Source organism: Pseudomonas sp. MMS21 TM103 (genome assembly GCF_022132145.1).
In the GTDB taxonomy this organism is placed as follows: Bacteria; Pseudomonadota; Gammaproteobacteria; order Pseudomonadales; family Pseudomonadaceae; genus Aquipseudomonas.
Genome location: NZ_JAJISP010000004.1, coordinates 331,062 through 348,150, shown reverse-complemented (window position 1 = coordinate 348,150; position 17,089 = coordinate 331,062). Strand labels below are relative to the sequence as shown.

At 67.0% G+C, this 17,089-nt stretch carries 14 protein-coding genes and 1 riboswitch; of the genes, 9 read left to right on the top strand and 5 right to left on the bottom strand.

Annotated elements, in window-relative coordinates; genetic code table 11:
* The first annotated feature begins 31 nt into the window (after positions 1-31).
* From LJY18_RS15055 to ispA, 5 genes are all read left to right on the top strand, one after another.
* Positions 32-871, top strand: a complete 840-nt coding sequence (locus tag LJY18_RS15055; protein WP_238042630.1) for a zinc-dependent peptidase — start codon at positions 32-34, stop codon at positions 869-871.
* A 75-nt stretch (positions 872-946) separates the two neighbouring features.
* Positions 947-1,474, top strand: a complete 528-nt coding sequence (ppa, locus tag LJY18_RS15050) for an inorganic diphosphatase (RefSeq protein ID WP_238042629.1) — start codon at positions 947-949, stop codon at positions 1,472-1,474.
* Positions 1,475-1,590: 116 nt separating this feature from the next.
* A complete protein-coding gene (locus LJY18_RS15045) occupies positions 1,591-2,361 on the top strand; it encodes a sulfite exporter TauE/SafE family protein (RefSeq protein ID WP_238042628.1) in 771 nt (256 codons plus the stop codon).
* 137 nt (positions 2,362-2,498) lie between these two features.
* On the top strand, positions 2,499-2,741 hold the full coding sequence (locus LJY18_RS15040; RefSeq protein WP_090503946.1) for an exodeoxyribonuclease VII small subunit: 243 nt from the start codon (positions 2,499-2,501) through the stop codon (positions 2,739-2,741).
* Positions 2,738-3,625 (top strand): (2E,6E)-farnesyl diphosphate synthase, encoded by an 888-nt coding sequence (gene ispA, locus LJY18_RS15035; protein WP_238042627.1) that lies wholly within the window; start codon positions 2,738-2,740, stop codon positions 3,623-3,625. Before LJY18_RS15040 ends, ispA begins: the two co-directional genes overlap by 4 nt.
* Positions 3,626-3,652: 27 nt before the next feature.
* On the opposite strand, the gene LJY18_RS15030 is transcribed toward ispA, so the two are convergent.
* Together LJY18_RS15030 and LJY18_RS15025 are read right to left on the bottom strand one after the other, a co-directional pair.
* The gene (locus tag LJY18_RS15030) at positions 3,653-4,465 is read right to left on the bottom strand and encodes a formate/nitrite transporter family protein (RefSeq protein ID WP_238042626.1); all 813 of its coding nucleotides are present in this window, start codon (positions 4,463-4,465) and stop codon (positions 3,653-3,655) included.
* A 100-nt stretch (positions 4,466-4,565) separates the two neighbouring features.
* Positions 4,566-5,486, bottom strand: a complete 921-nt coding sequence (locus LJY18_RS15025; protein WP_238042625.1) for a LysR family transcriptional regulator — start codon at positions 5,484-5,486, stop codon at positions 4,566-4,568.
* Between the two features lie 157 nt (positions 5,487-5,643).
* Here LJY18_RS15025 and LJY18_RS15020 point away from each other — a divergent pair, with 157 nt between their 5' ends.
* From LJY18_RS15020 to LJY18_RS15005, 4 genes are all read left to right on the top strand, one after another.
* Complete coding sequence (locus LJY18_RS15020; protein WP_238042624.1) at positions 5,644-7,335, top strand: AMP-binding protein; 1,692 nt, start codon at positions 5,644-5,646, stop codon at positions 7,333-7,335.
* Positions 7,332-10,622 carry an acetyl-CoA carboxylase family protein gene (locus LJY18_RS15015; protein ID WP_238042623.1) on the top strand — a complete coding sequence of 1,097 codons (3,291 nt, stop codon included), beginning with the start codon at positions 7,332-7,334 and terminating at the stop codon, positions 10,620-10,622. The genes LJY18_RS15020 and LJY18_RS15015 overlap by 4 nt, the downstream gene beginning before the upstream one ends.
* A 146-nt stretch (positions 10,623-10,768) precedes the next feature.
* The gene (gene dxs, locus LJY18_RS15010; protein ID WP_238042622.1) at positions 10,769-12,667 is read left to right on the top strand and encodes a 1-deoxy-D-xylulose-5-phosphate synthase; all 1,899 of its coding nucleotides are present in this window, start codon (positions 10,769-10,771) and stop codon (positions 12,665-12,667) included.
* A 160-nt stretch (positions 12,668-12,827) separates the two neighbouring features.
* Positions 12,828-13,065, top strand: a riboswitch (cobalamin riboswitch).
* Between the two features lie 101 nt (positions 13,066-13,166).
* Positions 13,167-15,071, top strand: coding sequence for a TonB-dependent receptor domain-containing protein (locus LJY18_RS15005; RefSeq protein WP_238042621.1), 1,905 nt, complete (start codon positions 13,167-13,169; stop codon positions 15,069-15,071).
* Positions 15,072-15,242: 171 nt separating this feature from the next.
* Here LJY18_RS15005 and LJY18_RS15000 read toward each other — a convergent pair whose 3' ends face one another.
* From LJY18_RS15000 to ribA, 3 genes are read right to left on the bottom strand one after another with little or no spacing between them, the layout of a single operon-like run.
* Complete coding sequence (locus LJY18_RS15000; protein WP_238042620.1) at positions 15,243-16,040, bottom strand: cobalamin-binding protein; 798 nt, start codon at positions 16,038-16,040, stop codon at positions 15,243-15,245.
* A complete protein-coding gene (locus LJY18_RS14995) occupies positions 16,040-16,456 on the bottom strand; it encodes an MFS transporter (protein WP_238042619.1) in 417 nt (138 codons plus the stop codon). Before LJY18_RS14995 ends, LJY18_RS15000 begins: the two co-directional genes overlap by 1 nt.
* The gene (gene ribA, locus LJY18_RS14990; RefSeq protein WP_238042618.1) at positions 16,453-17,073 is read right to left on the bottom strand and encodes a GTP cyclohydrolase II; all 621 of its coding nucleotides are present in this window, start codon (positions 17,071-17,073) and stop codon (positions 16,453-16,455) included. The genes LJY18_RS14995 and ribA overlap by 4 nt, the downstream gene beginning before the upstream one ends.
* Positions 17,074-17,089: the final 16 nt, after the last annotated feature.

Genomic DNA, 17,089 nt, shown 5'->3' with positions numbered 1-17,089 from the left:
GTGAGCAGCCGTGCAACCCGAGCCTGTCCCCATGTGGTCGTTCCGCGCCTGGCGCCGCCGGCGCATCCTTGCCCGCCACCCAATATCCCCCGCGATCTGGGCTATCGTGCGTCAGCGCCTGCCGCTGCTCGACGGCCTGAGCGACAGCGAGCAACAGCGCCTGTGCGAGCGCGCCGTGCTGTTCCTGCACAACAAGCACCTGAGCGCCTTGCCCGGGGTCGAGCTGGATGCCAGCGACCGCCTGACCCTGGCGGCCCAGGCCGAGCTGCCGCTGCTGCATCTGGCCGACCTCAACTGGTACCAGGGCTTCCATGAGATCGTCCTCTACCCCGACGATTTCGTCAGCCCGCAACGCCATCGCGATGCCAGCGGCGTGGTCCACGAGTGGAACGGCGTGCACAGCGGCGAAGCCTGGCTGCAGGGGCCGGTAATCCTCGCCTGGCCCGGCGTGCAGGCCGGCGGTGGCTGGGACGGCTACAACCTGGTGATTCACGAACTGGCACACAAGCTGGACATGCTCAATGGCGCCGCCAACGGCCTGCCGCCGCTGCACGCCAGCATGCGTATCGGCGACTGGGCCAGCGCCATGCAAAGTGCCTACGACGCCCTGAACCGCCAGCTCGACGCCCATCCGCACAGCAAACCCGCCATCGATGCCTACGCCGCCGAAAACCCGGCGGAATTCTTCGCGGTAACCAGCGAATACTTCTTCAGTGCCCCGGATCTGCTCGCCGCCGCCTTCCCCGCGGTCTATGCGCAGCTGGCGCTGTTCTACCGGCAAGACCCGCTGGCGCGTCTGCAGCGCCTGCTGGCGGCGCACCCGGACTATCGCACTGGGCCCAAAGGAGGCCGCCACGCGACCAATGGCTAGACCCCCCGGCATAGCAACTGCCAGGGAATACGCCTATAATCGCGCCACTTTTTTAGCCCCCCCGGGAGTCACTCCATGAGCTACAGCAAGATTCCAGCCGGTCTAGACGTACCGAACGACATCTACGTCGCCATCGAAATCCCGGCCAACCACGCGCCGATCAAATACGAAATCGACAAGGACAGCGATTGCCTGTTCGTCGACCGCTTCATGGCCACCCCGATGTTCTACCCGGCCAACTACGGCTACATCCCCAATACCCTGGCCGACGACGGCGACGCCCTCGACGTGCTGGTCGTGACCCCGTACCCGGTGGCACCTGGCGCAGTCATCCGCGCGCGTCCGGTTGGCGTCCTGCACATGACCGACGAAGCCGGCGGCGACGCCAAGCTGATCGCCGTCCCGCACGACAAGCTGAGCCAGCTGTATGTGGACGTGAAGGAATACACCGACCTGCCGGCTCTGCTGCTCGAGCAGATCAAGCACTTCTTCGAGAACTACAAGGATCTCGAGAAAGGCAAGTGGGTCAAGGTCGAAGGCTGGGGCAACGCCGACGCAGCCCGCGCCGAAATCATCAAGGCAGTGGCGGCTTACCAAAAATAAGCTGACACCACCCCCTGAAAGCCGGCCACAAGCCGGCTTTTTTACGTCCGCAGATCGCACTGGTTGACCATGTGCTGATGGTCGTACTCTGCCTCCTTTTGCCGTGAGCCCGGTTCATGCCTTATTCAGACATTCTTCTGCTGGTCCTCGCCGGTTTCGCCGCCGGCGGCATGAATGCCCTGGCCGGTGGCGGTACCTTTTTCTCCTTTCCGGCCTTGCTCGCGGCCGGTCTGCCGCCGGTGACGGCCAATGCCACCAATGCCGTGGCGCTGTGGCCTGCCAGCCTGGCCGGGGCCTGGGCGGCGCGGGCCTCGCTGCGCCCGCTGGGCCGCTATCTGCTGCCGTTGCTGCTCGCTGGCCTATGCGGTGGCCTGCTCGGCGGCCTGTTGCTGCTGGCCGGCGGCGATGATGTGTTTGCCAATCTGATCCCCTGGCTGCTGCTCACCGCCACCGCGCTGTTCACGGCCAGCCCCTGGCTCAGTCGCTGGCTGGCTGCGCGCCGCGCCGAAGCCGCGCAACCGCCACACAGCAAGCTGTCGCTCGCCGCGCACATCGGCGTGTCGATCTACGGCGGCTATTTCGGCGCCGGCATGGGCATCCTGCAACTGGCGGCATTCTCCATCGAAGGCCATCCGCTGGGCCGCGCCAATGCCCTGAAGAACCTGATTTCGGCGGTGATCTACAGCATCGCCACCCTCACCTTCGTGGTCGCCGGGCGGGTCAGCTGGTACGAGCTGGCGATTCTGCTGGTCGGCGCGACATGCGGCGGCTATGCCGGCGGCGTCCTGGGCCAGCGCTTGCCGCCGGCGCTGCTGCGCGCGTTCGTGATCCTGGTCGGAGCCAGCATGACGCTCTATTATTTCCGGGTGACCTATTTCGCCGGCTGAAGGCCGCGCCTGCCGGGCCCAGTGCCCGCCGACTAAAATCCCGGTACGAACGCCGTCGATTTGCCCGCGCGGCGCGGCTCTGCTAGTGTCGCGCCGCTTGCAACTCCTGCCCGAGCCGCCGCCAGAGAATGTCCGCCATGGCCCGTAAAAAAGCCTCACTCGACTTTGAGCAATCCCTCACCGACTTGCAGAATCTGGTCGAGCGCCTGGAAAACGGCGAGCTGTCGCTGGAAGACTCGCTGACCGCCTTCGAACAAGGTATCCGTCTGACCCGCGACTGCCAGGCCGCCCTGGCTCAGGCCGAGCAGAAAGTGCAAATCCTCATGGAGCGCGACGGCGAGTTGGAGGAAGCCCCCTTCGACGCGGATCGACAAGCATGATCGAGGCCTACCAGGCGCAGTGCCAGCGCCGTGTCGATGCGGCACTGGAGAGCCTGTTCGAAGCCCCGCCCAGTGAATTGCAGCGGCTCTACCAGGCCATGCGCTACAGCGTGTTCAACGGCGGCAAGCGGGTGCGCCCGCTGCTGGTCTATGCCGCCTGCGAAGCCCTCGGCGGTGAGCCTGCGCGCGCCGATGGTGCGGCCTGCGCGGTCGAGCTGATTCATGCCTACTCGCTGGTGCACGATGATTTGCCGGCGATGGACGATGACGACCTGCGCCGTGGCCAGCCGACCACTCACAAGGCGTTCGACGAAGCCGTGGCCATCCTCGCGGGTGACGGCTTGCAGAGTCTGGCCTTCGAAGTGCTCGCCGATGCCCGGCGCAACCCGCAGAGCGCCGAGCTGCGCCTGGACATGATCGTCAGCCTGACCAGGGCGGCCGGCCCGGCGGGGATGGTCGGTGGCCAGGCCATCGACCTCGGCTCGGTCGGCCAGACGCTCGATCAGGCGGCGCTGGAAATCATGCACCGGCACAAAACCGGCGCCCTGATCGAAGCCAGCGTGCACCTCGGTGCGCTGGCCAGCGGAGTCGCCGACCCGCGCGCGCTCAGTGCCCTGCATAGTTATGCCCAGGCCATCGGCCTGGCGTTCCAGGTGCAGGATGACATCCTCGACGTGGAAAGCGACACCGCCACCCTGGGCAAGACCCAGGGCAAGGATGAGGCCAATCACAAGCCGACCTACCCGGCGCTGCTCGGCCTGGAGCAGGCCAAGGCCTACGCCCTGGAGCTGCGCGACCTGGCCCTGCATGCGCTGCGCCCGTTCGACTGCGCCGCCGAGCCGCTGCGCGACCTGGCCCGCTATATCGTCGAGCGGCGCAACTAAGACCCGGCGCCACCGAGCCGCGTCGGTCTACTCGTCGCCAGCCCGCGCGCCGCGCCGATAGGCCAGCCAATAGACCCCGGCGACCAGCAGGGTACCGCCGACGATGTTGCCGGCGGTCACCGCCAGCAGGTTGCGCAGCGCGCCCTCGACCGGCACCAGCCCCTGGCCGTCCAGCACCAGCCCATAGGGCAGGAAGAACCAGTTGGCGATCGAGTGCTCGAAGCCCAGGGCGACGAAGGCGCTGATCGGAAAGACGATTCCGAGGATCTTGTCGGTGACGCTGTGCCCGCCCATCGCCAGCCATACCCCCAGGCATACGAGGGCATTGCACAGGATGCCGCGGGCGAAGGCCTCGCCCAGGCCCAGCGCGGCCTTGCCGCGGGCGATCTGCAGCGCCGTCTCACCGAGGGCGTCGCCGCCCAGGCTGGCGATATCGGCCCAGCACACCAGCGCCACCATGCCCAGGCCGCCGACCACGTTGCCCAGGTAAACCAGGACCCAGTTGCGCAGGACCTCGCGGGTGCTGATCAGGCGACTGGCCCAGGCCATGGCCATCAGGTTGTTGCCGGTGAACAGCTCGGCGCCGCCGATCACCACCAGCACCAGGCCGAGGCAGAAACTCAGGCCGCCGAGCAGGCGGGTCACGCCAAAGCCCAGGGTGCTGCCGGTGGAGACGACCATGAAGAACAGCGCGCCCAGGGCGATGAAGGCGCCGGCCAGCACGGCCAGGACGAACAGCGTCAGGGCATCGGCGCGCGCCTTGGCCACGCCCATCTCCTCGACCCGCCGGGCAATCTCGCGGGGCTGGTAGGCATCGCCGAACAGGTGTCGGTCAACCATGGGGGGGGCTCCTCCTCGGATACGCGCGCAGCACCGTCGGGTGCCGCTGGCTGCCTTGTTCAGCCTAGTCCAGCCGGGCTCGGCTGCCCGTCGGGCCGCCTCAGAACTGCAGCCGCGCCAGCTCCAGCAACTGGCCGCGCAGCCACTGGTTGCCGGCCTCGCCATCGGCGTGGCGCGACCAGTACAGGTTGAGGGTGACCGGCGGCAGCTCCAGCGGCATCGGCAGCAGGCGATTGCCCAGGCCGCGATTGAGCAGTTCGGCATAGCGCCTGGGCATGCTCAGCAGCAGCTCGCCCTGGGCCACCAGCAGCGCCGCCGACAGGTAGTGCTGACAGTGCTGGCGCACGCGCCGGGCCAAGCCCAGGTTGGCCAGCGCCAGGTCCTCGACGCAGATGCCGCGGCGGCGCGAGGTCACCGCCACGTGCTCAGCGGCCAGGTAGCGCTGCGTCGTCAGTTCGCCGCTGAACGCCGGCCCGGCCATTACGCACAGCGGGTCGCGCAACAGTTGCTGCTGGCGCAGCTCGGCGTCCGTCGGCCGGGCGATCTCGATGGCCAGGTCGACCCGGCCGGCCGCCAGCTCCAGCTGCAGTTCGGCCCAATGCACGCAACTGCTGCGCACCTGCACCTGGGGCGCGACCCGCTGCAGCTGGGTGAGCACCGCCGGCAGCACCAGCGGCTCGAGCTGCTCGGCCATGTTCAGGGTGAAGCTGCGCCGGTCACGCTGCGGGTCGAAGGCCTGCCAGCCGCCGACGCTGCGCCGCAGGCTGCTCAGGGCCTCCTGGATGCTCGGCGCCAGTTGCTCGGCCAATGGCGTCGGCGCCACCCCGCGACCGTCGCGGACGAACAGCGGGTCGCCAATCTGCTCGCGCAGCCGTGCCAGGGCGTGGCTCACCGCCGACTGGCTGAGGTGCAGGATCACCGCGCTGCGGGTCAGGTTGCGTTCGCGGTAGATCACCTCGAACACGCGGAACAGGTTGAGATCGAGGCGGCTCAGTGTCGACCATTCATGCGGTTGATTCATGGTTATTCCAGCCTTTGGCAATGACCCTGAGCCTAGCAGCAGCAAGGCTAGAGGTAGTCATGCATGAGATTCATGGATGTCGATGCATAAGCATCAGTTCTGCCCGGTGGCGCGGCCCCCTAGGATGCCCGTAGACACACACACAACCGAGGCCCCCATGAACCAAGACGCCTACCTCGAACAGCTGGCCGCCCTGCAAGCCGCCGCCTGGCCGGCCGGCACGCCGCGCCAGCCGCACTACCCGCACGGCCGCCAGCCACTGAGCGAATACCTGCGCGCCTGGGCCCGGCTGCAGCCCGAGGCGCCGGCCCTGGACTTCTACGGCGCGCGCCTGAGTTATGCCGAGCTGGACCGGCAGTCCGACCGCTGCGCCGCGTTGCTGGTGGAGCTGGGCATCGAACCGGGAGAGCGGGTGGCGGTATTCATGCCCAACTGCCCGCAGCTGCATATCGCCTTCTACGCCATCCTCAAGTGCGGCGCCGTCTATGCGCCGGTCAGCCCGCTGAGCAAGGCGCTGGAGCTGAGTTATCAGCTCAAGGACAGCGGCGCGCGCACCATCCTCTGTTTCGACCAGTTGCTGCCGGTGGTGCGTGCCGTGCGCGAGGACTGCCAGCTTGGTCATGTGCTGGCGACCAGCCTGTCCGAGCTGTGCCCGGCTGAGCCGAGCATCCCGGTACCGGAGTTGCTGCGCGCGCCCAAGGTGGAGGGCGACGACTTCATCGACTTCTACCCGGCCCTGGCAGCCTGCCAGGCGCCAACACCGGCGCACCGTCCGCAACTGGACGACATCGCCGCGCTCAACTACACCGGTGGCACCACCGGCCTGCCCAAGGGCTGCGTGCATACCCATGGCGACATGCTCTACACCTGCGCCAGCTTCCTCGCGGTGGCCCTGCGACTGCACCCGCGCAGCGTGCTGCTGAACTTCCTCCCCGAATTCTGGATCGCCGGAGAAAACGCCGGCCTGCTGTTCCCGGTCTTCAGCGGCTGCCAGCTGGTGCTGCTGGCGCGCTGGGACGCCCCGGCCTTCATGGCGGCGGTCGAGCACTACCGGGTCAGCCACTGCGGCCTGCTGGTGGACAACGCCGCCGAGGTGCTGGAGCACCCACGGGTCGGCGACTTCGATTTCAGTTCGCTGCAGCAGACCGGCAGCATCTCCTTTATCAAGAAGCTCACCCCCGACTACCGTGCGCGCTGGCGCGCGCTGACCGGCACCCGCCTGTTCGAGTTCAGCTTCGGCATGACCGAGAGCCACACCTGCGACACCTTCACCGCCGGCCTGCAGGACGACGACTTCGACCTCAGGAGCGCGCCGACCTTCGTCGGCCTGCCGGTGCCGGGCACCCAGTTCAAGGTCTGTGACTTCGTCACCGGCGAGCTGCTGCCGCTGGGCCAGGAGGGCGAACTGTGCCTGCGCAGTCCGTCGCTGCTCAAGGGCTATTGGAACCGCCCGGAGGCCAGCGCCGAGGCGCTGCGCGATGGCTGGCTGCACAGCGGCGACCTCGGCCAGATCAGCGAGCAGGGCTTTATCCGCTACCTCGGTCGGCGCAAGGAGATGCTCAAGGTCAATGGCATGAGCGTGTTCCCCAGCGAGCTGGAGGCGCTGCTCGGCCAGCACCCGGCGATCCTCGCCAGCGCCGTGCTCGGCCGCAGCGACGAACGCTCCGGCCAGCGACCGGTGGCCTTCGTGGTGCTCAAACCCGGCAGCGCCGCCAGCCCGGACAGCTTGCAAACCTGGTGTCGCGAGGCCATGGCGGTTTACAAAGTGCCGGATATCCGCCTGCTCGATGACCTGCCGCTGACCGCCACCGGCAAGGTGAAAAAGAACGAACTGGAGAAGCTGCTGTGATCGCCCCCTTTACCGCCCTGCTGATCGCCAACCGCGGCGAGATTGCCATCCGTATCGCCCGCGCCGCCGCCGAGCTGGGCATTCGCTCGGTGGCGGTCTACGCCGAGGACGACGCCGCCTCCCTGCATCTGCGCAAGGCCGACAGCGCGGTGCCGCTCAGCGGCCGGGGCGTGCCGGCCTATCTGGACATGGACCAGCTGATCGCCATCGCCAAAGCGCAGGGCTGCGCGGCGATCCATCCCGGTTACGGTTTTCTCGCCGAGAACGCCGAGTTTGCCCGGCGCTGCCAGGCCGCCGGCCTGTGCTTTATCGGTCCCAGTGCCGAGGTGCTGGAACTGTTCGGTGACAAGGCCGCTGCGCGCGCGCTGGCCGAGCGCTGCGACGTGCCGCTGGTGTCCGGGATTAACCGCGCCGTGACCCTGGACGAGGCTCACGCCTTCCTGCACAACCTGGGCGACGGCGGCGCGGTGATGCTCAAGGCTCTGGCCGGGGGCGGCGGACGCGGCATGCGCCCGGTGTTCGCGGCAGCTGAGCTGGATGCAGCCTTCGCCCGCTGCCAGTCGGAAGCCCGCGCGGCCTTCGGCAGCGACGGGCTGTATGTCGAGCAGCTGGTGCGCGATGCCCGGCATATCGAGATCCAGGTGCTGGGCGACCACACGGGCGCAGTCAGCCATCTGTGGGAGCGCGATTGCAGCCTGCAGCGGCGTCAGCAGAAGCTGGTGGAGATCGCCCCCAGCGCGGATCTGCCTGGCGCTACCCGCGAACGGATGATCGCCGCCGCGCTGAAACTGGCCGGCGCAGCGCAGTATCAGGGCCTGGGCACCTTCGAGTTCCTGCTGGATAACCAGCAGCCCGAGCGTTTCTATTTTATGGAAGCCAATCCGCGCATCCAGGTCGAGCACACGGTGACCGAGCAGGTCACCGGCATCGACCTGCTGCAGACCCAGCTCAGGCTGGCTGCCGGGCACAGCCTGGAGCAACTGCATCTGCTGCCGCCGCCGCCGATCCATGGCTGCGCCGTGCAACTGCGGATCAACCTGGAAAGCATGAACGCCGACGGCAGCACCCGTCCGGCCAGCGGCACCCTGACGGCCTACGAGCCGCCCAGCGGCCCCGGCCTGCGCGTCGATGGTTACGGCTACGCCGGCTATCCGGTCAGCCCCAGCTACGATTCGCTGCTGGCCAAGCTGATCGCCCATGCCCCGGACTACCCGAGCGCCCTGCGCCGCGCCTACCGTGCGCTCTGCGAGTTCCGCCTGGAGGGCGTGGCGAGCAACCTGCACCTGCTGCAGAACCTGTTGCGCCTGCCGGAAGTCGCCGCCAATCACGTCAGCACGCGCTTCGTCGAAAGCCAGCTGGAGCGATTGCTGGCGCCCCAACAGCAGGCCCATCCGCACCTGTTCTTTGCCGGCGGCCCGGCGGTGGCCAGTGCGGCGCAACAGGCGCTCGATGCGCCGCCCGGTTGCCTGCCCTTGCAGGCGCCGAGCAGCGGCGTGCTGGTGTGCCTGGATGTGGCCGAAGGCGACGCCGTGGCGATCGGCCAGGGCATCGCCGTGCTCGAGGCAATGAAGATGGAGTTCGTGGTCAAGGCCAGCCACAGCGGCATCGTTCGTGTCCTCGCCGTGCAGCCCGGCAGCGTAGTCGGCGAAGGCCAGCCGCTGCTGTTCATCGAGCCGGCCGAGGTCGATGCGGCGCACAGCCACAGCGAGCAAAGCCTGGATCTCGAGCATATCCGCGCGGATCTGGCCGAGGTGCTCGAACGTCATGCCATCACTCGCGACGAACGCCGTCCGCACGCCGTGGCCAAACGGCGCAAGACCGGTCAACGGACGGTGCGCGAGAACCTCGCCGACTTGCTCGACGACGGCAGCTTCAGCGAATACGGCGCCCTGGCCCTGGCCGCCCAGCGCCGACGCCGCTCGCTGGAGGAGCTGATCGAGCAGAGCCCGGCCGACGGCCTGGTCAGCGGGATCGGAACGGTCAACGCCGGGCTGTTCGGCAGCCAGGCCGCGCGCTGCCTGGCCATCGCCTACGACTACACGGTGTTCGCCGGTACCCAGGGGGTGATGAACCACAAGAAGACCGACCGCATGCTCGGCCTCGCCGAGCAATGGCGCCTGCCCTTGGTGTTGTTCGCCGAGGGCGGGGGCGGGCGGCCGGGCGACACCGACTTCGTTGGCGTCGCCGGCCTCGACTGCCACACCTTCGTCGGCATGGCCCGATTGTCCGGGCTGGTGCCACTGGTCGGGGTGGTCTCCGGGCGCTGTTTTGCCGGTAACGCGGCACTGCTCGGCTGCTGCGATGTGATCATCGCCACCGCCAACGCGACCATCGGCATGGCCGGCCCGGCGATGATCGAGGGCGGCGGCCTGGGTAGCTACAAACCCGAAGAAGTCGGCCCGGTCTCGGTGCAGGGACCAAACGGGGTGATCGATGTGCAGGTGGCGGATGAGGCTGAAGCGGTGCGAGTGGCCCAGCAGTACCTGGGCTACTTCCAGGGCGTGCTCCCCGACTGGCAGTGCGCCGATCAACGCGAGTTGCGCCAGCTGATCCCGGAAAACCGCCTGCGGGTCTACGACATCCGCCAGGTGATCGCCACCCTGGCCGATACGGGCTCGGTGCTGGAGCTGCGCCGGCAGTTCGCTCCTGGGCTGATCACCGCCCTGGTGCGCATCGAGGGCCAACCCTTCGGCCTGCTCGCCAACAACCCCGCGCACCTGGGCGGCGCCATCGACGCGGTGGCCGGCGACAAGGCCGCGCGCTTCATGCAGCTGTGCGATGCCTTCGACATCCCCATGCTGTCGCTGTGCGACACCCCCGGCTTCATGGTCGGGCCGGAGGCGGAGAAGCAGGCCACGGTGCGCCATGTATCACGCATGTTTGTCGCCGCCGCCAGCCTGACGGTGCCGTTCTTTACCGTGGTCTTGCGCAAGGGCTACGGCCTCGGTGCCCAGGCCATGGCCGCCGGCAGCTTCCACTCGCCGCTGTTCACCATCGCCTGGCCCAGCGGCGAATTCGGCGCCATGGGCCTGGAGGGCGCGGTGCGCCTGGGTTTCTCCAAGGAACTGGCGGCCGTCGAGGAACTTGGCGCCCGTCAGCAGCTGTTCGACAAGCTGGTGGCCAAGGCCTACCAGAGCGGCAAGGGCATCAATATGGCCAGCTTTCTGGAGATAGATGCAGTGATAGACCCGCTCGAAACCCGCGCCTGGCTGGTGCGCGGGCTGAATGCCGCGCCCAAACCTGCCGCTCGAGCCGGCAAGAAACGGCCGTTTGTCGACACCTGGTGACCGCTAGGGGAGGGCGTGCGGGGTGGCTTTCAGCCTATCTGGGCTGAAAGCCACCCTGCCTGCATGCCACTGCAACAGCTTGTTTGGGCAGTTTCCGGCGCTTCGGGTAAACTGCCGCATCTTTTGCACCTATAACGATCAGCCCGATGCCGACGACCTTCCACGAGATTCCTCGCGAACGCCCACTGACGCCCTTGCTCGACCGCGCCAACACGCCGGATCAGCTGCGCCGTCTGGGCGAGGCCGAGCTGGAAACCCTGGCCGATGAACTGCGCCAGTACCTGCTCTACACGGTCGGCCAGACCGGCGGGCATTTCGGCGCGGGCCTCGGCGTGATCGAGCTGACCGTCGCCCTGCATTACGTCTTCGACACGCCGGACGACCGTCTGGTGTGGGACGTCGGCCACCAGGCCTATCCGCACAAGATCCTCACCGGCCGTCGTGAACGCATGGCCAGCCTGCGCCAGAAAGACGGCATCGCCGCCTTCCCGCGCCGCAGCGAGAGCGAGTACGACACCTTCGGCGTCGGCCACTCCAGCACCAGCATCAGCGCCGCCCTGGGCATGGCCATCGCCGCCCGCCTGCAGGGTTCGCGGCGCAAGGCAGTGGCGGTGATCGGCGACGGCGCGCTGACCGCGGGCATGGCCTTCGAGGCGCTCAACCACGCCAGCGACGTCAACGCCAACATGCTGGTGATCCTCAACGACAACGACATGTCGATCTCCAAGAACGTCGGCGGCCTGTCCAACTACCTGGCCAAGATCATCTCCAGTCGCACCTACGCCAGCATGCGCGAGGGCAGCAAGAAGATCCTCTCGAGCCTTCCCGGCGCCTGGGAGATCGCGCGCAAGGTCGAGGAGCACGCCAAGGGCATGCTGGTGCCCGGCACCCTGTTCGAGGAGCTGGGCTGGAACTATGTCGGCCCCATCGATGGCCACGACCTGCCGATCCTGCTCGCTACCTTGCGCAATATGCGCGACCTGGAAGGCCCGCAGTTCCTCCATGTCGTGACCAAGAAGGGTAAGGGCTTCGCCCCGGCCGAAGCCGACCCGATCGGCTATCACGCGATCACCAAGCTGGAGCCGATCAATGCGCCGGTCGCGGCCCCGAAAAAAGTTGCGGGCCCCAAGTATTCCAGCGTGTTCGGCCAGTGGCTGTGCGACATGGCCGAGCAAGACCCACGCCTGGTCGGGATCACCCCGGCGATGAAGGAGGGCTCGGACCTGGTGGCCTTCAGCGAGCGCTACCCGCAGCGCTATTTCGACGTGGCCATCGCCGAGCAACACGCGGTGACCCTGGCCGCCGGTATGGCCTGCGACGGCATCAAGCCGGTGGTGGCGATCTACTCGACCTTTTTGCAGCGTGCCTACGACCAGCTGATCCACGACGTCGCGGTGCAGAATCTGGATGTGCTGTTCGCCATCGACCGCGCCGGCCTGGTTGGCGAAGACGGTCCGACCCACGCCGGCAGCTTCGATTTGTCCTACCTGCGCTGCATCCCCGGCATGCTGGTGATGACCCCCAGCGACGAGAACGAACTGCGCCACATGCTCACCACCGGCTACCTGTTCGATGGCCCGGCGGCGGTGCGCTATCCGCGCGGCAGCGGCCCGAACGCGCCGATCGAAGCGCGCCTCGACCCCCTGCCGATCGGCAAGGGCGTCGTTCGCCGCACGGGCCGGCGCGTTGCCCTGCTGGTGTTCGGCGTGCAACTGGCCGAAGCGCTCAAGGTCGGCGAAACCCTGGACGCCACCGTGGTCGACATGCGCTTCGTCAAACCATTGGACGAAGCCCTGCTGCGCGAACTGGCCGCCAGCCATGAACTGCTGGTGAGCATCGAAGAAAACAGCATCATGGGCGGCGCTGGCAGTGCGGTCAGCGAATTCCTCGTCAGCGAAAACATCCTCAAGCCGATGCTCCACCTGGGCCTGCCGGACTACTACGTCGAGCACGCCAAGCCGAGCCAGATGCTCGCCGAGTGCGGCCTCGACCAGGCGGGCATCGAGGTCGCAGTGCGCCAGCACTTGGCGATCCTCACGAGCTGAGCGCAGCACGAGGTCTCCAGCGGGCGGGCGAGGATCGGCAACGGCTGGGGCAGGGTGGGCTTAGGCCCGACCTGGAGTTTTAAAGCGTGCAGGCCGAAGCCGCGCCCCCTGGTACTGGCCACATGAATTGCTTTACCCGCTGCGTACGTTTATGGTGCGCGGCGTTTTACTTGTCCGAGGTCGCCGACAGCCGCAAGGCCCAGGCGTGAAAAGGGAAGCAGGTGCGTTGCCGTCGACTCGACGGCCGCAATGCCTGCGCTGCCCCCGCAACGGTAACCGACAGCGCCCGACCAGCACGGCCAGGGCGCCCGCTTTCTCGATACGCCACTGGGTTCGCCTGGGAAGGCGGGAAAGTGCCAGTCGGCAGCCCGGAGACCTGCCTCGGCGCGATCTGACTGGTGTTGCGGAGGGCATCACCGTCAAGCGCTGGCTATTGCCTCCTTGTCCGGTGCTTGTCCCTGCCCTCCTCGAAAGTTTTCTGCCTTTTGAGGGTTTACCGATGAAATTGTCCCGAATTGCCCTGGCTGTGGCGCTGCTGCCGCTGACTGCCCAGGCTGAACAGGCCAGCAGCTACGCCGATTCGCTTGAATTGCGACCGTTGATCGTGACCTCCGGGCGGCAACTGGAACCACAACGCCAGTCGACGGCCGCGACCAGCGTCTTCACGCGCCAGGATATCGAGCGCCTACAGGTGCGCAGCGTGCCCGAACTACTGAGCCGCGTGCCCGGCGTATCGATCGTGCAAAACGGCGGCCGCGGCAGCCTGACCAGCGTGTTCCTGCGCGGCGCCAACTCCAGTCAGACCCTGGTGCTGGTCGATGGCGTACGCCTCAACGCCGCCGCCAGTGGTCTGGCGCGCCTGGAGTTCCTCAGTCCCGAGCAGATCGAGCGGGTCGAGGTGGTGCGCGGGCCACGCTCGGCGCTTTATGGCGCCGACGCTATCGGCGGGGTGATCCAGATCTTCACCCGCCGCGGCGAGGCCGGCCTGCAGTCGCGCCTGCGCCTGGCCGCGGGCAGCCAGCAGAGTTTCGAACGCAGCCTCGGCCTGTCCGGCGGCGACGCGCAAACCCGCTTCGACCTCGGCGCCAGCCTCGACGAATCCGCGGGCTTCGACCGCTCCAACGATTCTCGCGGCCGCGATAGCGATCATGATGGCCTACGCCGTCAGGCCCTCAACCTGAGCCTGGAACATCGTTTCAATGAGCGCCTGAAAGGCGGTTTCAACCTGCTCGATCAGCGCGGCGAGACCGAGTATGACGACCTCTTCAGCTTCGACCCGGGCAACCCCAGCGAGCGCTTCAGCCTTTCCAGCGTCGCCGGCCATCTGGAGGCGCAGCTGCTGGATGCCTGGAGCAGCCGCCTGGAACTCGGTCATGTCGAGGACAAGAGCGACAACCGCGATAGCTTCAACGTGTTTAACAACTTCGCCTTCAACACCTACCGCGACTCCGCCAGCTGGCTGAACACCCTGAAACTGGGGGATGCCCATCAGCTCCTGTTGGGTGCGGATTGGTACGAGGATCGCCTAACCAGTAGCACCAGCTTCAGCGAAACCGAGCGCTGGAACCAGGCGGCCTTCGCCCAGCATCGCTATCAGGGCGATGGCTTCGCCACCGAACTGGGCCTGCGCCATGACGACAACGAGCAGTTCGGCAGCGAGAACACGCTGAACGCCGCGCTGACCCTCAATCTCAGCCAGCAGCTGGACCTGCTGCTCAGCTATGGCGAAGGCTTCCACGCGCCGACCTTCAACGACCTGTACTTTCCTACTTCGGCATTCTTTGGCGGCAACCCCGATCTGGATCCGGAACGTTCCAAGACCTACGAGGTGCAATTGCGCGGCGAGCATCTGGAGACCATCTGGAGCCTGGCGGCCTACCGTACCGAGGTGAAGGATCTGATCACCGTGGTCAGCGACCCGCTGACCTTCTTCAGTCAACCGCAAAACGTCAGCAAGGCACGCCTGCAAGGCGTGGAGTTGAGCCTGGAACGCGACCTGCTGGGCTGGCAGGCGGTTTTGGCCGCCGGTTGGGTCGATCCGCGTGACCGCGACAGCGGCCATACCCTGCCCAGGCGCGCCAAACGTAGCCTGAGCCTGGATCTCGACCGTCAGTTCGGCGACTTCGGCGCCGGCCTGACCTGGCAAGCGGTCTCCAGCCGCTACGACGACGCCGCCAATAGCATCGAAGTGGCCGGCTACGGCCTGCTCGGCCTGCGTGGCAGCTGGAAAATGAACGATGAACTGAACTGGCAGCTGAAAGTCGACAACCTGCTGGATAAGGACTACAGCCAGGCGACCTATAGCCGCCCGGACGATGCCTTCTTCAGCAGCATGTCCCGCCATGGCTTCCGCGAGGAGGGCCGCAGCGGATTGCTCGCGCTGACCTGGACACCTCAGCTTTAACGCAGAGGCAGAACGTAGCTACTTCGTGCGGGAGCGGGGGGCCAGTTACTTGTCCGCGATGCTTATTGCAGGCGCGCGCTATCGTGGGCATGGGCTAGGCGCCCCCGCCGCTCCTACGAAATGCCCGAGAATCGTAGCCAGGACCATCCCATAGGGCGTTTATCCCGAGCTTCAGCGCGCCTCGGCCAACTGCTGGCACAGGCGCTCGGTCGCTTCCAGCATCTGAAAACTGGGCCGCTCCAGGCCCTTGTCCGGCACCTGCCAGAGTTGCTGGCGCGCCACCGCCGTCAGGCGCGGCCAGATGCGCCAGGCTTCCAGCTGCGCGCCGCTGCCGCCGAGGATCACCTCGGGATCGCGCTGCAGCACTGCCTCCACGCTGACCTGCGGCGCCGGCAGGTCGAGCTCGGCAAACACATTCTCGCCACCGCATACGCGCAAGGCATCGCTGATGATCTGCCGACCACCGATGGTGTACAGCGGCACATCCCAGATCTGGTAAAACACCCGCAGCGGTGGCTCTCGCCGGTAGCGGGCGCTCAGTTCGGCCAGGCGCAGGCTGAAGCGCTGGCGCAGGGCTTGCCCTTGTGCATGGCGGCCGAGGCGGGTGCCGATGACGGCGAACTGCTCGGCCAGATTCGCCAGGTTGTGCGGCTCGGTGATCAGCAGCGGGATGCCGAAACGCTCCAGCTGCTGACGCTGGGCGCTGCTGATGCTGTCTGGCCACAGCAGGATCAGATCGGGCTGTAACTGCAGCAGGCTTTCCATTTCCAGTTGACCGTAGCGCCCCACCGAGGGCAGGTGGGCCAGCGCCGCCGGCCGCTCGCCGCCATCCAGCACGCCGACCAGCAAGTCGGCGGCATCCAGTTCCACGACGATCTCACTCAGGGAGGGCGCCAGGCTGACCACCCGCTCGACCGCGTTCACCGGCCAGGCCAGCAACGCAAGCAGGCAGGCGCAAAGACGGCGCATCAGCCGAGCTGGCGGGGAATGCGGTAGAGGTAGAACAGGACGACGCTGGACAGCGCTAGGAGCATCAGCGGGATCGCCTCCAGCCCGGCAAACACCGCGATGGCGGCAATCCAGGCCGGCAGGCCGGCACCCAGCAGGGCCAGCCGGCGCCGCGCGGCCAAGGCCAGCCAGGCGGCCGGCTCTGCAGGGCTGTCGAGGGCCTTTCCGGTGGCGATCAACGCGTGCTTGTAGGCATGGAACAGCGGCAGGCTGACAAACATCGAAGCCAGGCCGGCGATAAACACCGGCATGCTCAGCACACCGACCTGCTGATCCGCACCGAACAGCAGATTGAGGACAAACAGCGGCGCCAGAGCCATCGCCAGCTGCGACCACCAGGCCAGCGCCAGGCGACGGCGCACGTCGGCGCGGGTCACAGGCTTTCCTCGACCTCGCCCTGATGCAGGCTGCCAAGCATGTGCCCGAGCTTGCCGGCTTTGGTCGCCAGGTACTTCTTGTTGTGCGGGTTATGGTCGATCTGCAGTGGCACGCGAGTGGCCACGTTGATGCCCATATCGCCCAGCGCCTTGACCTTGCGCGGGTTGTTGGTCATCAACTTGAGCGCCTTGATGTGCAGGTGTTCAAGCATCGGCAGGCAGATCGCGTAGTCGCGCTGATCGGCACCAAAACCGAGGAGTTCATTGGCCTCAACCGTATCGGCGCCACCATCCTGCAGCTCATAGGCGCGGATCTTGTTCAGCAGGCCAATGCCGCGACCCTCCTGGCGCAGGTAGAGCAGGACGCCACGCCCTTCGGCGGCAATCGCCCGCAGCGCGGCTTCGAGCTGGAAGCCGCAGTCACAGCGCAGGCTGAACAGCGCATCGCCGGTCAGGCACTCGGAGTGCAGGCGCCCCAGTACCGGCGCGCCATCGGCTACATCGCCAAAGGTCAGCGCAACATGTTCCTTGCCCGTGGCCGTTTCGAGAAAGCCATGCATGGTAAACACCCCGAACGGGGTAGGCAGCTGGGAGGCGGCGACGAACACGACAGACACCGGATGCTCCTAAATA